General features: G+C 53.3%; 17 protein-coding genes. 7 read left to right on the top strand and 10 right to left on the bottom strand.

The genetic code is table 11. From position 1 onward, the window contains the following. The first annotated feature begins 443 nt into the window (after nt 1-443). Complete coding sequence (locus ACFRAM_RS05725; protein WP_379464937.1) at nt 444-1,160, top strand: HAD family hydrolase; 717 nt, start codon at nt 444-446, stop codon at nt 1,158-1,160. Between the two features lie 193 nt (nt 1,161-1,353). Here the strand turns inward: ACFRAM_RS05725 and ACFRAM_RS05720 are convergent, their stop codons facing one another. The 6 genes from ACFRAM_RS05720 to ACFRAM_RS05695 are packed head-to-tail and all read right to left on the bottom strand — an operon-like array spanning nt 1,354 to nt 8,044. After that, nucleotides 1,354-2,484 (bottom strand): YheC/YheD family endospore coat-associated protein, encoded by a 1,131-nt coding sequence (locus tag ACFRAM_RS05720; protein WP_379464936.1) that lies wholly within the window; start codon nt 2,482-2,484, stop codon nt 1,354-1,356. Continuing rightward, nucleotides 2,466-2,984, bottom strand: a complete 519-nt coding sequence (locus ACFRAM_RS05715; protein ID WP_379464935.1) for a GNAT family N-acetyltransferase — start codon at nt 2,982-2,984, stop codon at nt 2,466-2,468. Before ACFRAM_RS05715 ends, ACFRAM_RS05720 begins: the two co-directional genes overlap by 19 nt. A 26-nt stretch (nt 2,985-3,010) precedes the next feature. Further along, nucleotides 3,011-4,123, bottom strand: a complete 1,113-nt coding sequence (locus ACFRAM_RS05710; RefSeq protein WP_379464934.1) for a YheC/YheD family endospore coat-associated protein — start codon at nt 4,121-4,123, stop codon at nt 3,011-3,013. Beyond that, entirely contained in the window at nt 4,120-5,493 is a 1,374-nt protein-coding gene (locus ACFRAM_RS05705; protein WP_175374245.1) for a YheC/YheD family endospore coat-associated protein, read from the bottom strand. The genes ACFRAM_RS05710 and ACFRAM_RS05705 overlap by 4 nt, the downstream gene beginning before the upstream one ends. Continuing rightward, complete coding sequence (locus ACFRAM_RS05700) at nt 5,494-6,666, bottom strand: YheC/YheD family endospore coat-associated protein (protein ID WP_379464933.1); 1,173 nt, start codon at nt 6,664-6,666, stop codon at nt 5,494-5,496. Nucleotides 6,667-6,676: 10 nt separating this feature from the next. Further along, nucleotides 6,677-8,044 carry a YheC/YheD family endospore coat-associated protein gene (locus tag ACFRAM_RS05695; RefSeq protein WP_379464932.1) on the bottom strand — a complete coding sequence of 456 codons (1,368 nt, stop codon included), beginning with the start codon at nt 8,042-8,044 and terminating at the stop codon, nt 6,677-6,679. A gap of 132 nt (nt 8,045-8,176) precedes the next feature. Between ACFRAM_RS05695 and ACFRAM_RS05690 the strand changes: the two genes are divergently transcribed. Then, a complete protein-coding gene (locus ACFRAM_RS05690; RefSeq protein ID WP_175374248.1) occupies nt 8,177-8,521 on the top strand; it encodes a YlbF/YmcA family competence regulator in 345 nt (114 codons plus the stop codon). A gap of 661 nt (nt 8,522-9,182) precedes the next feature. Here ACFRAM_RS05690 and ACFRAM_RS05685 read toward each other — a convergent pair. After that, a complete protein-coding gene (locus tag ACFRAM_RS05685; RefSeq protein WP_379464931.1) occupies nt 9,183-9,758 on the bottom strand; it encodes an LURP-one-related family protein in 576 nt (191 codons plus the stop codon). Between the two features lie 210 nt (nt 9,759-9,968). On the opposite strand from ACFRAM_RS05685, the gene ACFRAM_RS05680 reads away from it, so the two are divergent. Together ACFRAM_RS05680 and ACFRAM_RS05675 are read left to right on the top strand one after the other, a co-directional pair. Next, a complete protein-coding gene (locus tag ACFRAM_RS05680) occupies nt 9,969-10,247 on the top strand; it encodes a hypothetical protein (protein WP_379464930.1) in 279 nt (92 codons plus the stop codon). A 180-nt stretch (nt 10,248-10,427) separates the two neighbouring features. Continuing rightward, entirely contained in the window at nt 10,428-11,762 is a 1,335-nt protein-coding gene (locus ACFRAM_RS05675; protein ID WP_175374251.1) for a DRTGG domain-containing protein, read from the top strand. A 763-nt stretch (nt 11,763-12,525) separates the two neighbouring features. On the opposite strand, the gene ACFRAM_RS05670 is transcribed toward ACFRAM_RS05675, so the two are convergent. The 3 genes from ACFRAM_RS05670 to ACFRAM_RS05660 all read right to left on the bottom strand — a co-directional run bounded on the left by ACFRAM_RS05670 (nt 12,526) and on the right by ACFRAM_RS05660 (nt 13,792). Then, nucleotides 12,526-12,867, bottom strand: coding sequence for a YtpI family protein (locus tag ACFRAM_RS05670; RefSeq protein WP_379464929.1), 342 nt, complete (start codon nt 12,865-12,867; stop codon nt 12,526-12,528). Nucleotides 12,868-12,960: 93 nt separating this feature from the next. Continuing rightward, nucleotides 12,961-13,464, bottom strand: a complete 504-nt coding sequence (locus ACFRAM_RS05665) for a sporulation membrane protein YtrI (protein WP_379464928.1) — start codon at nt 13,462-13,464, stop codon at nt 12,961-12,963. Between the two features lie 4 nt (nt 13,465-13,468). Next, the gene (locus ACFRAM_RS05660; protein WP_379202465.1) at nt 13,469-13,792 is read right to left on the bottom strand and encodes a YtrH family sporulation protein; all 324 of its coding nucleotides are present in this window, start codon (nt 13,790-13,792) and stop codon (nt 13,469-13,471) included. 142 nt (nt 13,793-13,934) lie between these two features. On the opposite strand from ACFRAM_RS05660, the gene ACFRAM_RS05655 reads away from it, so the two are divergent. From ACFRAM_RS05655 to ACFRAM_RS05645, 3 genes are all read left to right on the top strand, one after another. Next, nucleotides 13,935-17,603 carry a DNA polymerase III subunit alpha gene (locus tag ACFRAM_RS05655; protein ID WP_379464927.1) on the top strand — a complete coding sequence of 1,223 codons (3,669 nt, stop codon included), beginning with the start codon at nt 13,935-13,937 and terminating at the stop codon, nt 17,601-17,603. 74 nt (nt 17,604-17,677) lie between these two features. Further along, on the top strand, nt 17,678-18,184 hold the full coding sequence (locus ACFRAM_RS05650) for a phosphatidylglycerophosphatase A family protein (RefSeq protein ID WP_175374255.1): 507 nt from the start codon (nt 17,678-17,680) through the stop codon (nt 18,182-18,184). Between the two features lie 146 nt (nt 18,185-18,330). Further along, the gene (locus ACFRAM_RS05645) at nt 18,331-18,519 is read left to right on the top strand and encodes a glutamate decarboxylase (protein ID WP_175374313.1); all 189 of its coding nucleotides are present in this window, start codon (nt 18,331-18,333) and stop codon (nt 18,517-18,519) included. Nucleotides 18,520-18,547 lie beyond the last annotated feature (28 nt).

Here is an 18,547-nt window from a genome sequence, read left to right as displayed (position 1 = left end):
ACATTAACCTCAACCTCAACAGTCGCTTTGTCTCGTAACGGACTCCAGAGCCTTTATTGCCTAATCAGAAAACCTTTCAGGAAGCTAACGGACTCCAGAGACGCTATGGGCAGATATCCTGCCCCAAATCAGCTGTTTGGGGGGGAATAGCGCCCTCTGAGTCCGTTGCAAGCTCCAGAAGCAGCTTTATTTGCACATAACGGCAATACGGTCCGTTAGCTCCCTTCCGTGCGTGAGCTCCAACATTTTAAACCAGGTGCTTTGGCGAAGCTATAGAAGATATATAAGATATAGAAGCTATATATGCTATATATATTCATATCTGTATAATAGATCTATCTTATATTGATATAAACAAAGCAAGATGAATTTATCCATCGCTATCCCGCTGGCTTTCTTATATCATAGAATGCATAAATACAGCACAAGAAGGGAGTTACTTCATGAGTCAAGAAAAAAACAGGTTTGAGCAGAACGGGCAAATCCCGCAGTTGAAGAAGCCGGAAGCGGTCATCTTTGATATGGACGGGACCTTGTTCCAGACGGAAAGCCTGCTGTTGCCGGCCTATCACAAAATGTTCGACATTTTGCGCGAAGAGGGATTATATACAGGACCGACACCGCCGGAGGAACGTATCCTTGGAAGTCTCGGTATGCTGCTGGATCAAATCTGGAAGATTGTAATGCCGGAGGCGGGGGAGCATGTACATCGCCGCGCGGATGAACTGCTGCTGCAGCTGGAGATTGAAGGCCTGGAGGCTGGAAACACGCTGCTTTATTCGCAGGTGGCAGAGACGCTGGTGACGTTAAAAGAGCGTGGTGTGCGTCTGTTCGTAGCCAGCAACGGCTTACAGGACTACATCCACAGTATTGTAGTGGTGCATGAATTGAAGGAGCTGTTCGAGGGCTTGTACAGTGCAGGCGGGCAAGGAACAGCAACCAAGACTGACCTGGTGCGCATTCTGCTAGAGAACCATGGAATTGGCAGCGCATGGATGGTGGGAGACCGTTCATCTGACGTAGAGGCGGGTAAAGGAAACGGGCAGACCGTGATTGGCTGTGCCTACGCAGGCTTCGGACGTCAGGATGAGCTGAAGGGCTCCGATGTGATTATCAATTCTATTGCCGAGCTGCTGGAGCTTTATGACAATGCGGAATAAAGCAGTTTGACTGATTTAATTATATTTTCATACAAAATACGATGGTAGCTTCCGCCCGTACTGGCTGCGGATGATAGCAATAGCAGTTAAACAAGTGAAAGAGCCTCAGTCCGTGTATTTCGGGCTGAGGCTTTTTCAGTGATGAATGGGAAAGAAGCGAGGGAGGGATATGGAGGGGAGGGAGTGTACCTCCCTATTCTTCGGTGACTTTGGAAGCCGCCGGAGCTTCTTTATTCCTGTGAATCCACAGCGCATATTCCAGCGGTCGTACCAGCGATTTACGGTACGTTTCGGTGTCGCCGGACCGGAGAAAGACCTCGCGGGCGGGCTTGGGATTGACCTCCAGGATATAGATTTTCCCTTCACGGTCAATGGCAAGATCCAGGGCTAGCTCGCAGAGGGAGCTGAAGCAGTCCTCCAGATAGGCAGCAGCTTCGATCCCCAGCTTCTCGGCCGTTTTCATCACCTTCACGGCTTTCTCCTGACTGCCGAGCCAGCCCCTGAGCAGCTTCTCAGCCCGAACAGCATGGCCTCCGCCATGCAGGTTAGAGGTTACGCTGCGCGCCGCACCGACACGTCCGGCCATCCCCGTCAGCTCCCAAACCCCATACCCGTTCTTCTGAACCAGCATGCGGTAATCATGGAAGCGTCCGCTCGGCAGACGCAAAGGAATGCCCTGCTGTGCAAGAAAGGTAGTTCCAATACACCACTGGCGGACTACACTGTCAAGCTGGGAGAGCGAGACCTTGCGGGGGGAGATAATGCGGCGGTTCTGCCGGCGGCCCTGAATATCGAAGATGCCTTGTGCACTAGCCTTCTTCTCGATACGAAGGATGCCGCGTCCGCCGGTGCCGTTAATCGGCTTGATATAGACGACGGAATGGTTTCTCAGCATCCGTTTGAGATCAGTGAATGACTGATAGAGTAGCGTCTCCGGGAGATGCTGCCGGAAACGCTGCTTTTGCGAAAAGGTTTGGTGGATGGTCCATTTGTTACGCAATGGCCGGTTTAGAAAAGTCAGATGATTGTAGCGGGCGCGGAAGCGGAGAAGCTGCTGGAAGCGGACGCTTTTCTGGATACGGCAGCGATCAAAGATCATAGCCGGCAAGGCCCTCCACTTGCGGGACCATTTCCCTGTTTTGGAGTCATAGACCATCGCGTAAACTTGCTCTTTCGAGGCGTGTACATCCATAGGCGTAAAGACAAACACATCCAATCCGAGCTTGCCGCCTTCAATAATCATCCTCCGATAGACACTTTTTTCTTCGAGCTGCTTGGCATCGTTCAGATATAGCGTAAGAATGCCTAAGACGGGTTGCGACACAGTAGTTCACCTTCTTGTGTAGAGATGGTAGTACTTCCCGTATGTTCGGGCGAACGCAGCTCAAGCGTAGGCTTGCCGGTCGGCCCTGTGGTAAGAGCCACGGCAGCCAAGCCGGCACGGAAGCACATCTTCAGGCTGGGGGTATTGTCACTAGCGACACTGCATTCCAGTCTGCCGAGGCGTTGCAGCTGAGCCGTTAGTAGCGAAGAGCCGGTATGCTTTCCCCGGTAGAGTGGGTGGACAGCGACAAGGCATGCTTCCTTGCCGAAGCCGGACACGAAGCTCAGGCCTGCGAGCTGGCGGCCATGCTGGCCGCGCACGGTAGCGATCAGCAGCGAGACACCAGGTAGGGCAAGCTGCTCGGGTGTCAATGCAGCCAGTGCCCGGTAACCCTGGAGCGTGATCCGCCGATCACCGTGCTGCCGGATGAAATGCAGCAGGCCGTCCAGCCGAGCGGTCCACTGCGCAGGGGCTGTGTCATAAATGGAAGAGATTTGCATGTCTTTGTCACTTCCTTCAGGCAAGTTTAATCGGGGAGCTGGGACAGATGCTGGCTGTACTGGAAGATCCGTTCCAGCGATAGCTTGCGAATCGCCGGTTCATCGAATTTCATCGGTCGCGAATTAGCCTCGAAGAACCAGAGGCCTCCGTTATGGTCGACTCCAAGATCCATGGACATTTCCCCCAGTCTATACTCGGAGGCTCGCTCGATCTGGCGGGCCATTAACAGAGCTGTCGTGGGCACACTCTTGAGAATGGCCGCAGCCCGTTCGGTACTGAAGGTACCCTCCAGCATGCTGGAGGGTTCCTCGATGGTGCCGCCGCGCGGTACATGTGTGGTGATGCTCCGGGCACCAGCCAGCCTTGCGCCGATGCCTGTTACGCCCCAGTTACCCCGGCTGTTCTTTTGCAACAGCACGCGGAGATCGAAGGGACGTCCGCGGTGTGTGGCCAGGTCAATAGCCTGCTGGACGATATAGCGAGCCGTTCCCTTCTCTTTACTAATGCGACTCCAGAGGCGTTCCATGGAAGCAGTTTTGTAGGTGACATTTTTTTTGCCGGTCTGGATTTGCAGCCTGTAGGGCAGTGCCGTATCCGCAAGATATTTCAGCCGCATGATGCCTTTACCAGCTTTGCCGCTCTCGGGCTTCAGGTAGAGACTATCATGATTTTTCAGCATGGCGGTCAAGGTGCCCGGGCTGCGCAGTCGGCGGGTCGTGGGCACATGCTTCGAGGTGAAGCGAGAGCTGTGCAGCCATTCGAACAGATTCCATTTGTTGAAAAAATACGGATTGTACAGATGGATGTCTGGATGCTCCAGACATTGGGCAATTTTGCGGGCCACCGGCTTTAGCTCTTCCTTTTCCCTGTTTGCCACCCGATTATAGATGACCTGTGGCAGTGGTACAGGGATACTGTACCACTGCTTGCCACTGGGAGAAGGAATGAAACCGTTGATGAACCGTTCCTCCAACTTGAGATCACGGACCGTAACTACGTATACAAGGTAGCCCAGTTCTTTGCCCGTACGGATAATATCGCGGAAATTACTGCGATTTCCACAAAATTTCAGTCGCTTGTCACTGGTGGTGAGAATGGCGATAATGGGCTTGCTCTCATCGGGAATGCGGGTGTTCAAGGCTCATCCCTCCTGCGGAATTTGCTGAGATACAGGCAATGTTCCAAAATATGCTCGATGGAAGCTCTGCCCTCAGCGCGCAGGGAAGGGTGGCGGAAGATAGAGCGTCCGGGCTTGGCATTCGCCTCGAACATCCAGATTTCCTCGTCCTGGTCGATCCCGAGATCGAAGCCGATCTCGCCCAGCAGATGCCGGTGCTGGATTTCCAGCGACTCTGCCAGTTTGATAGCAGTACCCTTGGCACGCTGAAGCACCTCATCGGCCTTGCTTCCAAATACACGGCCAAGCGCCTGCTGTGGCGTGAGCAGTGCACCGCCATTCTTGAGGTGGGTAGTGACGCTACCGCGTCCGGCTTTCTTGGCGCCGATGCCTACGACAACCCACTGGTTACTGCCATTCTTGTGCATATGAAACCGGAAATCGATAGGGCAGCCGTCAATTTCAATGAGGCGAATGCCCTGCTGCACGATATAATTCTGAAGCTGCTGACCGTGGCGGCCCCGCAGCATACGCATCAGGCTCTCGAAGCTTGAGAAGCGCAGCAGCACGTTCTTGCCGTTCTTACGGTAACGGGCAAAATAGCCCTTTTTCGGTAAATAGGTAAGCCGGTATATGCCGTGCCCCAGACTGCCTGCCGACGGTTTGTAATATACGAAATGATGACGGTCCAGCATGTCACGCATTTTATCTACGTCGGGATAGGTGTGGGTCTCCGGCACGTAGCGGTTCGCCGCGGAATCGTTCTCCAGCAGCCTATAAATATCGGATTTATTGAAGAAGCTCCAGTTGAAGTAGGGGATCTTCTTGCGCATGAACCGTTCCCGCAGTTGGTTGATGTAGGGTGAGGTTTCTGCTCTTCTGCTGGGAAGCCGGTTATAGACGACATCAGGTAGCGGCACCATTTTGCGTTCGAATTTGCCGCTTGAGGTTAGGAAATAACCGTATACCTGTTCCTGCTGCCAATTGATATCGCGTGGAGTGAAGGCAAAAATATAGCATTTATTGCTTCCTTCTCGCAGCAGTTGTTTGATGAATCCTGTGCGGGAACCGAAGGGCTGGGAAGAGGAAGTCGGTCCGTCGGACAATATACCGACCAGCGGCCCGAGCTGCACCTCATCGTTCTCCAAATTGCGCAGGTAAATGCCGCCCGACTTCGGAACCTTGATGGCGCTCTTCACACCAGAGGCGAGGAACATATGCTTGCCGGCTCGCTTGATGGGTTTGATGATCGCCGGAATCGTATCCTTACCCAGCCGTAGGCGGATGTTTTTCTTGCCAGATAGCTTCAGGCTTTTCATCAGCGAGCCCGATACATATACGACTCTCTGGGGCTGTTTGGTGAAATGGACGTTGCAAAAAGTGAGACCCATTTATGAATCCTCCTTAGGAATCATTGATTTATTCCCGTGTGAATGAAGTCGCAGTGGTGGCCATGTCGGCTGCCCACGCCTTGAAAGTAGCAGATGGCGGGCGTAACGCAGCGGGTTTTCAGCAGAAAGTCTGACCGCCCGGCGGTCGCCTGTCAGACGGAACACGGATCGCCCCGGCTTGGAATTGGCTTCGAGCAGCCAGATTCGTCCGCCTTCGTCAATCCCGAAGTCGAGGCCGAGCTCGCCAAGTCTGCCGCAGGCATTCTCCAGCACAGGCGGCAGGAAGGCTGCATAACTGGCCAGCTCTTCCACGATTTCTTTGCCTGCCGAGCCGTATTCTGCTGTCAGGAAGGGCAATGGAGAAACGGCAGTTCCTCCGCCGTGCAGGTTCGAGGTAAGTGTCCCCTTGCTGCCGAGCCGGACGGCCATTCCGGTGAGTCCCCACACGCCACTGCCGTCTTTCTGCATAAGAACACGAACGTCGAACGGCTGACCTGTGCTGCCAGTGAGGTGCAGATAAGGTTGTATAATATAGCGGCGTGAATCGATGAAGTCGTGTATCCAGTCGATACCTTCCTGCCCGCTGGCAAAAACAAGATGGAACGGTGTGTTGGCACCGTCCCGGCCACTCACGCGAAGCCCCCCTGTGCCTCCATGAATCAACCTGGCATGTAATGTGCGCTTGCCATGCGAACCGGCCCTGGGCTTCAGGAATACGCCGTATTCTCTCTCTGCGAGCATGGTGCCTAGTCTGTCCCGGCCAGTATAGATCCGGGTCTCAGGCAGTAGCGGAGCCGTGCTGCGAATAGACTTCAAAATCTTGTAGACGCTCCATTTGTCGGGCAGTCCACGGGACCAAGGCAATGAGCGGGGAAGGGCAGCTAGTGCTGTCGATGCTTCCTGCCGTTCCTCCCGGCTGCTGTAGAAGCAGCGGTTGTAGACAACATCTGGCGGTGCGGTCGTAACGTTCTGCCAGATCCCGTCTTGCCAGACATACCCGGTAACACTTGATCCGTCTGCTGCTACTCCTTCAGGCTTGAAGACGAGGACACCCAGATTGAACAGTGGGGCGGCCTGGCACAGCTGACTACAAAAGGCGGGCTCTGCGATAGGAGGGCTGCCGCTGTTGCGGCCTGTCATGACGCCAAGAAACCCTAGTGCCGATGTCTCCATGAGGTCCTCCTTATAAACCGGCCAGGTAACGGCAGTACAGAACCATTTGTTTGACGGACGGTCTTATTTTTTGATCGTTCAGCGGTGTGTTGTCGTTCTTGGATGGCTTGGAGTTCACTTCCAGAAGCCAGATCCGGCCGGATTGGTCGAGGGCCAGATCGATTCCAAGTTCACCGAAGTGAGCGGGGATATGACTCTCTATCCCGCGGGCTATAGCAAGGGCGGCTCGGGGCAATCCGAGCTGCACACTATCCTTCACACCGGAAGGAAGGCTGCTTTTGTTCACCGCTTCCCGGACGGTGCTGAGAGTACCGCCCCGCGCCAGATTCGACACGAAATGATTGTTGCCAGCCGTACGGGCGACGATGGAAGTAACACCCCATTTGCCAGTGCCATTCTTCTGCACCAGAGCCCGGAAATCGACAGGCCTCCGACCCAGTTCCATCAGCGGAAGGCCCTGCTGGATTTGGTAACGGGTGCTTTTCATTTTGGGGGCGATGGCCTGAAATAGCTTCGTAAGACTGGGGTAAGACTGCTTGCGGGTACCCATAGGTGTGGTGGACTGCAGCCGGTATCCGCCGCCTTCTTCCCTGGAAATGCGGAGGATACCCTTGCCTAGACTTCCGCGTACAGGTTTCAGGAAGACGCTCTGGTAATGACTGCACATTCTCTTCAGAACGGCAGAACCGGTCAGCATATGAGATTCTGGCAAGTACCGCTGCAAGGAGGTATCCTGTTTCAATGCTTCGAACACCTCTGTTTTGTCAAGGAATTTTTCGTTGAAGAAATGTGTGCCGTAGCGTGATTTTACATCGGCCAGGAAATGCTGTACGCTAGGTTTGTTCTCTACCTTGCGCGTGGTGAGTCGGTTGTTGATGACATCGGCAATGGGCAGACTTCGCTTACGCCAGCCCTCTTCGTATACCCAGCCCTGAATGGAAGAACTGGGTGTCTCCAGCGCTTCAGGGGTAATGAAATATACATAGGCTCCCTGTGCATGGCAGGCATTGGTCAATTCCCGGCAGAACATCGTGATGGCTCCAAACAGCCGATCGGGCTGATCGGGATAGTGGCGGCTGACAAGAACGCCGATCAATGGTCCAAGCCGGAGGGTGCGGCTGCCCGTGCTGTAGGAGACGTTAAGTTTATGCCGGAATTTAAATCCGGCCCGCCCCGCCAGCCCCTCACTTATGCGCAAACCGTCGGACTTTGGAACCGGAATGACGGTTACGTCCTGCCGGAATGAGCCGAAGGCGAGCTGAAGCGTACCGTGTGCCGGAATTTTCAATCTTTTCATGGATCGGTCTCCAAGCATGAGGGCATTTTCCTGCAGGATGCTCGATTGGACCGTTTGGACAGGGATCTTGAGCTTAGACATCTTGGATCTCCTTCCGGTAGCATGATGCCGGCAAATTGATAGCTAAGGGTTGCATATCATTCATCATATGGAGACATCTGACCCTTGGTGATTGACCTATTTTTTTAATAACAATCTAGGAGGAATGAAGTAATGAACGTTTATGACAAAGCACATGAATTGGCACGGGCCATCAAAGATAGCAGCGAGGTGGCAGATATTTCTGCAGCGATGAAGCTGGTTGATGCTGACCCTGAAGGTAAAGCGATGCTGGAGAGCTTCCGCCAGAACCAGGCAGAAATGCAGCAGCGTATGATGAGTGGAGAGATGCCGGCACAAGAAGAAATGGAGAAGATGGAGAAGCTGTTTGAGGTGCTGAACCTGAATCTCGGCATCCGTCGCCTGTTCGATGCAGAACGTCGCCTGAGCGTAGTGATCGAGGACGTAAACAAGATTATTACGGAGAGCTTGCAGGAGCTTTACGGAGAACTGGGCTAATCCTTAGCATTCTACGTGTCATATAAAAAAAGGGTACTCCCTCGGCGAAAGCCTGGGGAGTACCCTTTTTTTTAGTGAGAAAATACATGACAATACACAGCAAAGAGGTTCACGTCATTATTCCTGCTTGCTAAAATAACCTGACCAAACAATTCGTTCAGAAGGTTGAAGTTGCCTGTGGGAGCTAACGAACAGTAGGTTTAAGGCTGTACGTGTAAGCAAACGTTCTGTAGGTTGAGGACTGCACGTGTCGGCTAACGACTGTAGGCTGAAGACTGCATATGCGGACTAACCACTGTAGGTTGGAGACTGCATATGCGGACTAACCACTGTAGGTTGAAGACTGCACGTGTGGGCTAACGGACCGTAGAGTCGTTATTACCGCATAAAACTACTCCTGAAAAATGTAATGGACACAGGTGACGTTATTTCGTCCCCAACAGCGGATTTTGAACAGGATGTCTATGCATAGGGTCTCTGGGGTCCGTTAGCTTCTTGAAGGGGGGAATCTCTAGTCAATAAAGTCTTTGGAGTCCGTTACCGGAAGAAGCAGCCACTAATTTTGAAATGGATTCCACTTTGAGATGAACCCAACATAGTTTAGTGTGCTAATAGACAATTCTGACAACAAACTGTGATCAAAGAAGTTCACTCAACTCGTTTATTCCTGCTTGTTCTCAATAGCACAGAGCAGAATGCCCGCAGCTATGCCGAGCCTTCGGTCGATCATGGTTTTTCTGTCGTCCGCGAAATCAGCGGTCACTTTGGACACGAACGGATTGAAGTTCCGTCGGAACACTGGAATGGATATCCCGTCTATCACGACATTGTAATTCTGGGGAATCATAGGGAAGATTCGACACAGCAGCGCCATAGCGATGCTCTCCTCCTTGATTTTTCCAATCTCCAGGTCATGGCTGTCGAGGATGGTCCATTCGTCCTTTAAAATCGATTTGAATCCCTTGCGCCGCAATGCACCGAGATGTTCTCCGGTTTCCGTGTCATGCACATCATAGGTGGCCCCGAAGTCGATGATGCTGCGGGCTTTGATGCGCAGAAGTTCTTTGTACATACTCTCATCCGTATAGATGGAGATATCTTCCTTGAGTTTGAACGCTTTAAGGTGGGAGTACAAGACCAGCTCTCCTGCACTGTCATAGATATGGAGTTTGGCCCCCAGGACGGAGAATACTTTTTTACGAATAACGTATTCGGTATGGGTAAAGGCTCTGTTCATGGCATTCCACGCCTCTCTGATTGGATGAAGTGCAGCGGTCGTTATGTACTATAGAGCTATACCTTCTTCAGTTACAGATTATACCAGTCCTGAAAGTCAAAGATAAGTTTTTTGTAGACTTGTCTCATATTTCTGGCTCTGTGTTCATAGAGTAGAGATATAGATTCACACGGCCACTGTGAATAAACTTTGGACAAGGAGCTGTTTTCCATGAAAAAAAGAAATAAGTTCAAGCACAGTCTTTACCTGATCATAGCACTGGCTATGCTGCTGTACGCTATTCCGAAGCTGTCGCTGGCCAATGGGCCGAGCTGGGTGTTCGGATTTGGGGTTGTTTGGTCGGTCTTTGCTTTTCTGGTCATTGCTGCTCATCTGCACTTTATTATTGGGGTGGATGAGGAGAAGCAGAAGCGGCTGGAGGCTGTACGTAAGGAGAAGATTGCAGCCTGGGGCCGGTGGTATGAGGAGAAGAGAGTCGTGCAAAAATGATAGATTGCCGCAGGACAACCCCCTGAATTCACCATAATGGTGAGCGCAGGGGGTTTTTGAGGTTGCATGGAGTATCCTGGATTTCTCTCTGACCGAGCCCTGAAACCCTGTTGAACTAGGGCTTTCTCCCCGTGTATAATAGAACAGTATAGTACAGATCGGGTCATGGGGGTGTAACAGTTGGAAGGTCAAGGCGATGCAATTACCAAACATGAACAGCTGCTGCAGCACATTGAAAGTCTAAAGGTCGGTACCAAGATATCGGTCCGCAAACTGGCAAAAGAATTGGCCGTCAGCGAGGGTACGGCGTACCGGGCCGTCAAGGAAGCTGAGAACCTCGGCATTGTAATTACCAAGGAGCGGATCGGAACCGTTCGGGTGGAGAAGAAGCCGCGCAATATTTCCGAGCAGCTCACCTTCGGAGACGTTGTGGATATTGTCGAGGGCCATGTGCTGGGCGGCGCGGGCGGATTGAACAAGCATTTGCACAAGTATGTCATCGGGGCGATGAAGGTCGACGCGATGATTCGTTATATCGATGCAGACAGCCTGCTGATTGTCGGGAACCGTGATGATGTCCACTCGCTGGCGCTGGAACAAGGGGCCGGGGTGCTGGTCACGGGGGGCTTTGGAACAAGCCGCGAGGTTAAAGCACTGGCTGACCAGTTGGATCTGCCGGTGATTTCGTCCAGACATGATACCTTTACGGTCGCATCGATGATTAACCGGGCGATTTTCGACAGGCTGATTAAGAAGAAAATCATGCTCGTGGAGGATATTCTGGATAGCAGGCCCAGGCTGCATACGCTGAAAATATCCAGTACAGCCGGCGAACTGCTTCAGCTGTCCCAGGACAGCGGGGAGCAGCGGTTCCCGGTAACTGATGAATGGAACCGCGTCATTGGCATCATCGGCCGCCGTGATGTGGAGACCTTGACGGCAGGGCAAAATATTGAGAAGGCGATGATTCGCAATCCCGTCACTGCCGGGCTGCAAACCTCCTTGGCATCAGCGGCTCAGATCATGATGTGGGAAGGGATCGACTTCCTGCCGATTGTGGACCGCAACCGCAAGCTGGTAGGCTCACTGACTCGTAAGGAAGTGCTGCAGAGCTTGCGGGATGTTCGCAATCAGCCGCAGCTTGGCGAGACCTTCGACCATCTCATCTGGAACGGATTCGCGGAAGAGCGGGACGAGGAGGGGCATTTGTTCTTTCACGGCTTCATCACCCCGCAGATGGCAACAGATCTTGGGACGATATCGGAGGGAGTGCTGTCTACGCTGATGACCCTGTCTGCGTTCAAAGCGGCCAAGGACATCACCGGCAATGACTATGTGCTGGACAATATGTCCACCTACTTCATTCGGCCGGTGCAAATTGAGCATTCTGTAATTGTTATGCCGAAGCTGCTGGAGAGCAGCCGCCGGACCTGCAAGATCGAGATTGAGATCAGTCACCAGGATACGCTCGTAGCCAAGGCTGTGCTGATGCTGCAATCGATCGACCACGGATAAGGGCAACTGGCTCTGAACGTACAGATTCCGGAGATGAATTATAAATAAAAGTGGACCGTGCACCTCCGTACACATGTAGCGCAGCATGGCGTGCTGGTCAGAGAGCGGTGCGTCCTCATGTCCTACCTTTAAAGCTTGGCTTTGATTTAGCAGGAAAAAATACCGTTAATTCTCCCTTTTCAAGGGTTTTACTCGAATTAAAGGGAAATTCTCCAGTTGTTTTTCCCTTGTATAGGAAAATCCAGAGGGATCCTGGAGAATAACAGGAGTATTTCCTGTTATTTTTTGGAGACACTCTATTTTCGGAAAATTAACGGGAGAATATCCAGTTGTTTAAGCGCTGCATGACATCCATTTCTACTTTACCGGATCTGCACGGCTAAAGGCCGAATGGTTCTAGCTTGATCATCCCTTGCTCAAGCAAGGCGCCGACCGCAACAGGGGAGGACGTCAACCACAACAGGGGAGGGCGTAGACTAGAACAGGGGGCGCCGACTGCAACAGGGGAGGGCGTAGACTAGAACAGGGGGCGCCGACCGCAACAGGGGAGGGTGTCAACCAGAACAGGGTGCGTTGGCCGCAACAGGGAGTATCGACCACAACAGGGGAGCTTCGGTCAAAATAGAACATGGCGGGTTCAGGAACTTCCTGAGCACCGCCATGTTCTATTTTTTTGCATTTTTTTTAAGCTGATGGGCATCTCATCAAGGAATATACCTAGTTTCGGGATAGCCCCATTTAACGTATGCATTTGGCTCTGTAATCAGCGTTTAGAGCCCGCAGATTGGGCTGTGGCCTCGTCTTCGGCTGCTATCTTGAGACGGCTGTAATGCCCGAAGCTGCGCAGCCCCGAGAACAGATTGAAGATGCCGATGATCAGGAAGGCAGCCTCGACAATGATGCCGACGGTGGAACCGCGGTAGAGGAACATGGACATCATGGCCAAGGTTAAGAGCATCGCGCCCAGCAGCATATTCATGAAGGATTTTTTGAGTCCGCGATCCACGGGGTCCGCGCTGCGGCGGGAAGCGAAGCTGTAGTAGGCCGCGCCGATGACAAAGGCGACCAGCAGAATGAATAACGTGTACTTGACGAACATAATCATGGTCAGGCAGCTCCTTTTCAGGTCTACGAGAGTCGGTTTGCAGGGTTCGAGGATGAACGCCTGCCGCTGCCTTTTATTGTATCATGATTGTCCTCAGCTGCGCTTGTAAGGATTGATTTCCACCCAGATTTGCAGCACGCCTTCCATGACAAGCATCGTGCGGATGCGTACGGCATATTCTTTGTCTCGTACAATGTAGAGCTTTCCGTCCAGCAGAAGGCGGGCCAGCTTGCCATCAGTATCAATTTCGAACATGCTGCGGCCACGCATCGGTGCGAGGTCCTTGCTCATTTTACTGATGATCTCCTTCACACTGGCAGGGTCCATGACTGGCTCCCCCTCCTTGGTCTTGCCTTCCTCGGCTCGGAGCTTGATTTCCCGGATGACTGTAGAGCTGTTGTTGTATTTCTTAAGGGTCTCTATATCCTTACGGTACTGTTCATTCTGGACGAGCAGATCCTGATTCTGCACCCACAGCACATTATATCCCATATGAAAAATTGCGTTGTATACAACGCTCCCTGCGACCATTCCCAGCACAAATATGGCGATAATTTGCGAGAAGCGGCGGTAGCGGTGAAAGGGCGGAATCCTCACATCACTACCCCCTGCCACAGACCCATTTGACTAGTTCACTGCCCATATGAGCGCCAAGAAAAGCGAAGACAAGATAGAGGATCTGCTTGATCGCCGGAGACAGATTGCCGTCAAATACATTGCTTTCGATGACCCGCATGGGATCGATCGTTCCGCCCACCGCGGCGGCAAGCGCCCAAATTTTGATCCGGTTGGCCACGTCCAGCATGGTATCTGTAGGCGGTTGAAGGGAGAGAACAGCACCGATGCCTCCGAGCATCGCTCCGCCGAGGACAATTCCGCAGGCGATAAAGAAATCAAGGACAGCCTTGCTCAAAAAAATGCTCATAATAGCCCCTTTCCGGAACGCGGCCATCCTCTGCCTCGGCCTGTCCCTATGCTCACTCTCCATTCTATGGGCGTGTCCCCCTCTAATATGATAAAATAGTTTCATATTATGTTTGATTTTTGGAGTGGAAGGAAGTGGGATCATGAGCTCTTTCGTGCATTTGCATGTGCACAGCGAATACAGTTTACTGGACGGAGCGGCGCGGATTACCGATCTTGTGCGCCGGGCCAGCGAATACGGCATGACATCGCTGGCGCTTACGGATCATGGAGTGATGTACGGGGCCATTCCCTTTTATAAAGCTTGCCTAGCGAAAGGCATCAAACCTATCATCGGCTGCGAAGCCTATTTGACGGCTGGTTCACGCCGGGAACGGGGTAGCCGCAAGGACCAACCCATTTATCATTTGATCCTGCTCGTTAAGAACGAGATCGGGTACCGAAACTTGATGAAGCTGGTCTCTATCGGACATCTGGAGGGCCATCACTATAAACCGCGGATAGATATGGATGCCCTTGCCGCACATGCGGAGGGCATTATTTGTCTCAGTGCTTGTCTGGGTGGTGAAGTGCCGCAGCATCTGCTGCATGGCAGGGATGAAGAAGCTCGCCGGGCGGCGCTGCGGTATAAAGAAATTTTTGGCGAAGATTTTTATCTAGAGCTGCAGGATCATGGTATTGCGGAGCAGAAGCGCGTGAATCCAAAGCTAATTGCGCTTGCTGCGGAATGCGAGATTCCCCTTGTGGTAACCAATGACGCCCACTATCTGACCAAAGCGGATGCTGAGGTGCAGGATGTACTGATCTGTATCGGCACGGGCAAGACTGTGGATGACGAGGAGCGGCTGAAGATAGGCTCCAATCAGCTGTATCTGAAGAGCGGAGAAGAGATGGCGGCGTTGTTCCCGCATGTGCCGCAGGCTATTGCCAACACGGCTGTGATTGCAGACAAGTGCAATCTGGAGCTGGTCTTTGGCAATCACATTTTGCCAGCATACTCGCCATTGCCGGAAGGGATGGATGCTGCTTCCTATTTGCAGCAGCTCTGCGGAAAGGGACTTGAGGAACGGTACGGAGATACGCCATTGTGGGAATCGCCGGAACAAAGAAAGCAAGCCGAAGAGAGACTGGCCTACGAACTGGGTGTCATCGGGAACATGGGCTTTAGCGATTATTTCCTAATTGTGTGGGACTTTATCGCTTATTGTCACCAGAAGGGTATTGCCACCGGGCCGGGCCGGGGTTCCTCCGCAGGCAGCCTGACAGCCTATGTGCTGCGGATTACTGATGTTGACCCGCTTAAATATAATTTGCTCTTTGAGCGCTTTCTGAATCCCGAACGGATCACCATGCCGGATATTGATATCGATTTTAGCGACGAACGGCGTGACGAGGTTATCAGCTATGTCGTGGATAAATACGGCAGTGAGCATGTGGCGCAGATCATTACGTTCGGTACGATGGCTGCACGGGCGGCGGTGCGCGACGTGGGCCGGGTGCTCAACCTGCCTTACGGCGAGGTGGATAAGGCTGCGAAGCTTATTCCGGGTCAACTCGGCATCAGCATTGCCCGGGCGCTGGAGACATCCCCGGATCTGAAGGCGATGTATGAGACTAACTTGAGAACACGGGAACTGCTAGATATGGCGATGAAGGTCGAGGGCATGCCTCGCCACGCTTCGACCCATGCTGCAGGGGTTGTGATCTCCAAGGGACCGCTGACGGATGCAGTACCGCTACAAGAGGGCAATGAAAGTACAGCCTTGACGCAGTATTCCATGGAGCATTTGGAGAGCGTTGGTTTGTTGAAAATGGACTTTCTGGGCCTGCGGACTTTGTCGATTATTGAGCGGACGATGAACTGGATCAAGGAAATGACCGGCAGTCCTCCCGATTTCCGGTTGATTCCAGACAATGATCCCGGGACTTATGAAATGCTGGGAGCCGGTGAGACCACAGGGGTCTTTCAACTGGAATCGGCTGGTGTCAGACGGGTGCTGAAGGATCTGAGACCAAGCGGTTTTGAGGATGTAATTTCAGTTCTCGCGCTATACCGTCCGGGTCCAATGGAGTTCATTCCGAAGTTTATCGCCGGTAAGCATGGTCATATAGAGGTGGAATTCCCGCATGCTGATCTGGCGCCGATTTTGTCGGATACGTATGGCATTATTGTCTATCAGGAACAGATTATGCAGATTGCCTCCCTGATGGCAGGCTTCTCGCTTGGAGAGGCAGATCTGCTGCGCCGTGCGGTGTCGAAGAAGAAGCGGGAGACGCTGGACAAGGAACGCAGTCACTTTGTGCAGGGCAGTCTGAAGCAGGGTTACACCGAAGAGGATGCCAACGCCGTATATGACATGATTGTGCGCTTTGCGGATTACGGCTTCCCGCGCGCTCACGCTGCCGCTTATGGTGTACTGGCTTTCCAGACAGCTTATCTGAAGCACCATTATCCGGTGCAGTTCATGGCATCCATGCTGACTGCAGTGATGGGAACCCACCGGAAGGTGGCGGAATACGTGCTGGAATGCCGCCGGATGGGAATCGGTGTTACGCCGCCGGATGTCAACGAGAGCGGCGTGCTGTTCACTCCGGTGTCTGGCGAGGACGCGGGGCATATCCGCTTCGGCCTTGCCGCTGTGAAGAATGTCGGCACACTGGCCGTGGAGAATATTATGGAGACCCGCAAGGAGCGTCCATTCGACAGTTTACTCGATTTTTGTCGACGCGTGGACCTACGGGTCTGCAACAAGCGGGTGGTGGAATCGCTGGTGCAGGCCGGTGCTTTCGATCGTCTTCCTGGGCATCGGGCTCAGCTTTTGGCCATGCTGGATGAGACAGTGGATGCGGCAGTAAAATGGCGCAAGGAGCGGGACGAACTGCAGATCCAGTTGTTCGATGATCTGGTCGAGACTCCCAATTGGGAGATTCGCTACCCTGATATCCCTCGGTTCTCAGTAGGGCAGCAGTTGGAGCTGGAGCGTGAGCTGCTGGGCTTGTACCTGTCCGGCCACCCGCTGGACGACAGTGCAGGCTTGCTGGAAGAGCAGGGCATCCAGCGGCTGATGGACCTCAGCGAAGTCCCGGACGAGAGTCAGACTGTCACGGCCGGAATGGTCGTGTCTGTTAAGGAAATTACGACGAAGGCGGGCAAGGCCATGGCCTTCATCGAGTGGGAGGATCAGATCGAGCGCTGCGAGGTCGTATTGTTCCCCGAGGTGTGGAAGCGAAGCCGCAGCCTGATCGATAAAGGTGCGCTGCTTGCCCTCCGGGCCAAGGTGCAGCAGGAAGACGAAGGCTTCAAGCTGCTCGCCGAGGAGGTCGCGCCGCTCTCGGGTGATGCGCTGCGCGGTCTGCTGCAGCGCCGCAATGCTGCCGCGGCCCGCACTCAGGGCGGGGGCCGCTCCGCATCTGCGGGGCGGACGGCAGGTTCCGCGCCGTCCCGCGGCCCTGCGGCCGCAAGTGCCGTCGGCGCTGCCGGTGGACCGGCAGGGGCGCCTCCAGCCAGCCCGCCGTCGGCGCCTACGCCAGCGCCGGGGGGGCCTGTGGCCTCCGGACAGAGCCGTCCGCCGGCCACAGAGAACGGCCAGCGCGTGTTCATCAAGATCACGCCGCATACCGAGGAGTCAGGCTTGCTGCCGCGCCTGAACGGGCTGCTTCAGGCCCATCCGGGGCCTGTCGCAACCGTGCTGTTCTACGAGCGCTCGCAGAAGCTGCTCGCGCTCAGTGACAGCTACCGGATCGATCCCTCTCCGGCCCTGCTCACAGCCATTGAAAGCATGCTGGGTGCAGGTACAGTGAGAATAAAATAAGAACATTTCACTCCTTTTTCGCATACATTTAGGAAACCACATGGCATATCCTGTGCGGAAAGGGGAACATCATCATGTCATATCAGGAGTTTGCAATAGATTTACTGGAGAGTCGCGGCGTAACCTTGTCGTCCATCGCGAAAATTGTATATACTTTGCAGTCAGCATATTATCCCGCCTTAACGGAGGAAGAGTGCCTTTCAAGTGTGAGAGCGGTCCTTGGCAAGCGGGAGGTACAGTATACGCTGATGACAGGAATTGCACTGGATGAGCTGGCGGAGCAGAAGCAATTGCCGCAGCCGCTGCAAGCTGTGCTGGAAGCCGATGAATCGCTGTACGGGGTGGACGAGACGCTAGCGCTTGGTATTACCAGCGTGTACGGGATGATCGGTCTCACCGGATTTGGGTACCTGGATAAAATAAAGCTTGGCATTATCGGCCAACTGAACGATGATAAAGGCAGGATTCATGTGTTCATGGATGACCTCGTGGCGGGCATTGCCGCGGCGGCCTCTGCGCGGATTGCGCACCGTCACGAAGGGGCAAAAGTCTATCCTGGACCTACTGGCAGCGACCAATAAACAACGGATGATTCAGAGCTTACCGGTCTGCCCTAGTCTTCCATTCCTGGCGGGTGTCCTGTTGCGGGGAAAAAGAGAACTGTGTTATCATGATTCCATTATACGGGATACGGGTGGGAATTAAGATTGGGGAGGCCTTGCAGGGCATGTGGACGGTAATCTATATCGCGCCAACCGCCAGAGTGGCGGATATGATTCAGAGCAAGCTTACGGAAGAAGGATTTCTGGTGAAATGCCGTCCGGTAAATATGTCCAAGCAGCAGTTTGAGATTCTGGTGCCTTCAGGGGAACTTGAAGAAGTGCAGGAAGTCCTAAATCTGATTTTGCATCCCTGAATGATTATTTATAAAGCAGATATGACAG

The organism is Paenibacillus sp. NPDC056722, assembly GCF_042790635.1.
Lineage (GTDB): Bacteria > Bacillota > Bacilli > Paenibacillales > Paenibacillaceae > Paenibacillus_AQ > Paenibacillus_AQ agri.
This window is presented reverse-complemented; position numbering and strand designations above follow the sequence as displayed.

Bases quoted from the DNA above. Each gene is read 5' to 3' on its own strand.
- ACFRAM_RS05725 (WP_379464937.1), top strand. From the start codon at position 444: ATGAGTCAAGAAAAAAACAGGTTTGAGCAGAACGGGCAAATCCCGCAG.
- ACFRAM_RS05715 (WP_379464935.1), bottom strand. From the start codon at position 2,984: ATGCAAATCTCTTCCATTTATGACACAGCCCCTGCGCAGTGGACCGCT.
- ACFRAM_RS05705 (WP_175374245.1), bottom strand. From the start codon at position 5,493: ATGGGTCTCACTTTTTGCAACGTCCATTTCACCAAACAGCCCCAGAGA.
- ACFRAM_RS05700 (WP_379464933.1), bottom strand. From the start codon at position 6,666: ATGGAGACATCGGCACTAGGGTTTCTTGGCGTCATGACAGGCCGCAAC.
- ACFRAM_RS05695 (WP_379464932.1), bottom strand. From the start codon at position 8,044: ATGTCTAAGCTCAAGATCCCTGTCCAAACGGTCCAATCGAGCATCCTG.
- ACFRAM_RS05690 (WP_175374248.1), top strand. From the start codon at position 8,177: ATGAACGTTTATGACAAAGCACATGAATTGGCACGGGCCATCAAAGAT.
- ACFRAM_RS05685 (WP_379464931.1), bottom strand. From the start codon at position 9,758: ATGAACAGAGCCTTTACCCATACCGAATACGTTATTCGTAAAAAAGTA.
- ACFRAM_RS05680 (WP_379464930.1), top strand. From the start codon at position 9,969: ATGAAAAAAAGAAATAAGTTCAAGCACAGTCTTTACCTGATCATAGCA.
- ACFRAM_RS05670 (WP_379464929.1), bottom strand. From the start codon at position 12,867: ATGATTATGTTCGTCAAGTACACGTTATTCATTCTGCTGGTCGCCTTT.
- ACFRAM_RS05660 (WP_379202465.1), bottom strand. From the start codon at position 13,792: ATGAGCATTTTTTTGAGCAAGGCTGTCCTTGATTTCTTTATCGCCTGC.
- ACFRAM_RS05655 (WP_379464927.1), top strand. From the start codon at position 13,935: ATGAGCTCTTTCGTGCATTTGCATGTGCACAGCGAATACAGTTTACTG.
- ACFRAM_RS05650 (WP_175374255.1), top strand. From the start codon at position 17,678: ATGTCATATCAGGAGTTTGCAATAGATTTACTGGAGAGTCGCGGCGTA.
- ACFRAM_RS05645 (WP_175374313.1), top strand. From the start codon at position 18,331: ATGTGGACGGTAATCTATATCGCGCCAACCGCCAGAGTGGCGGATATG.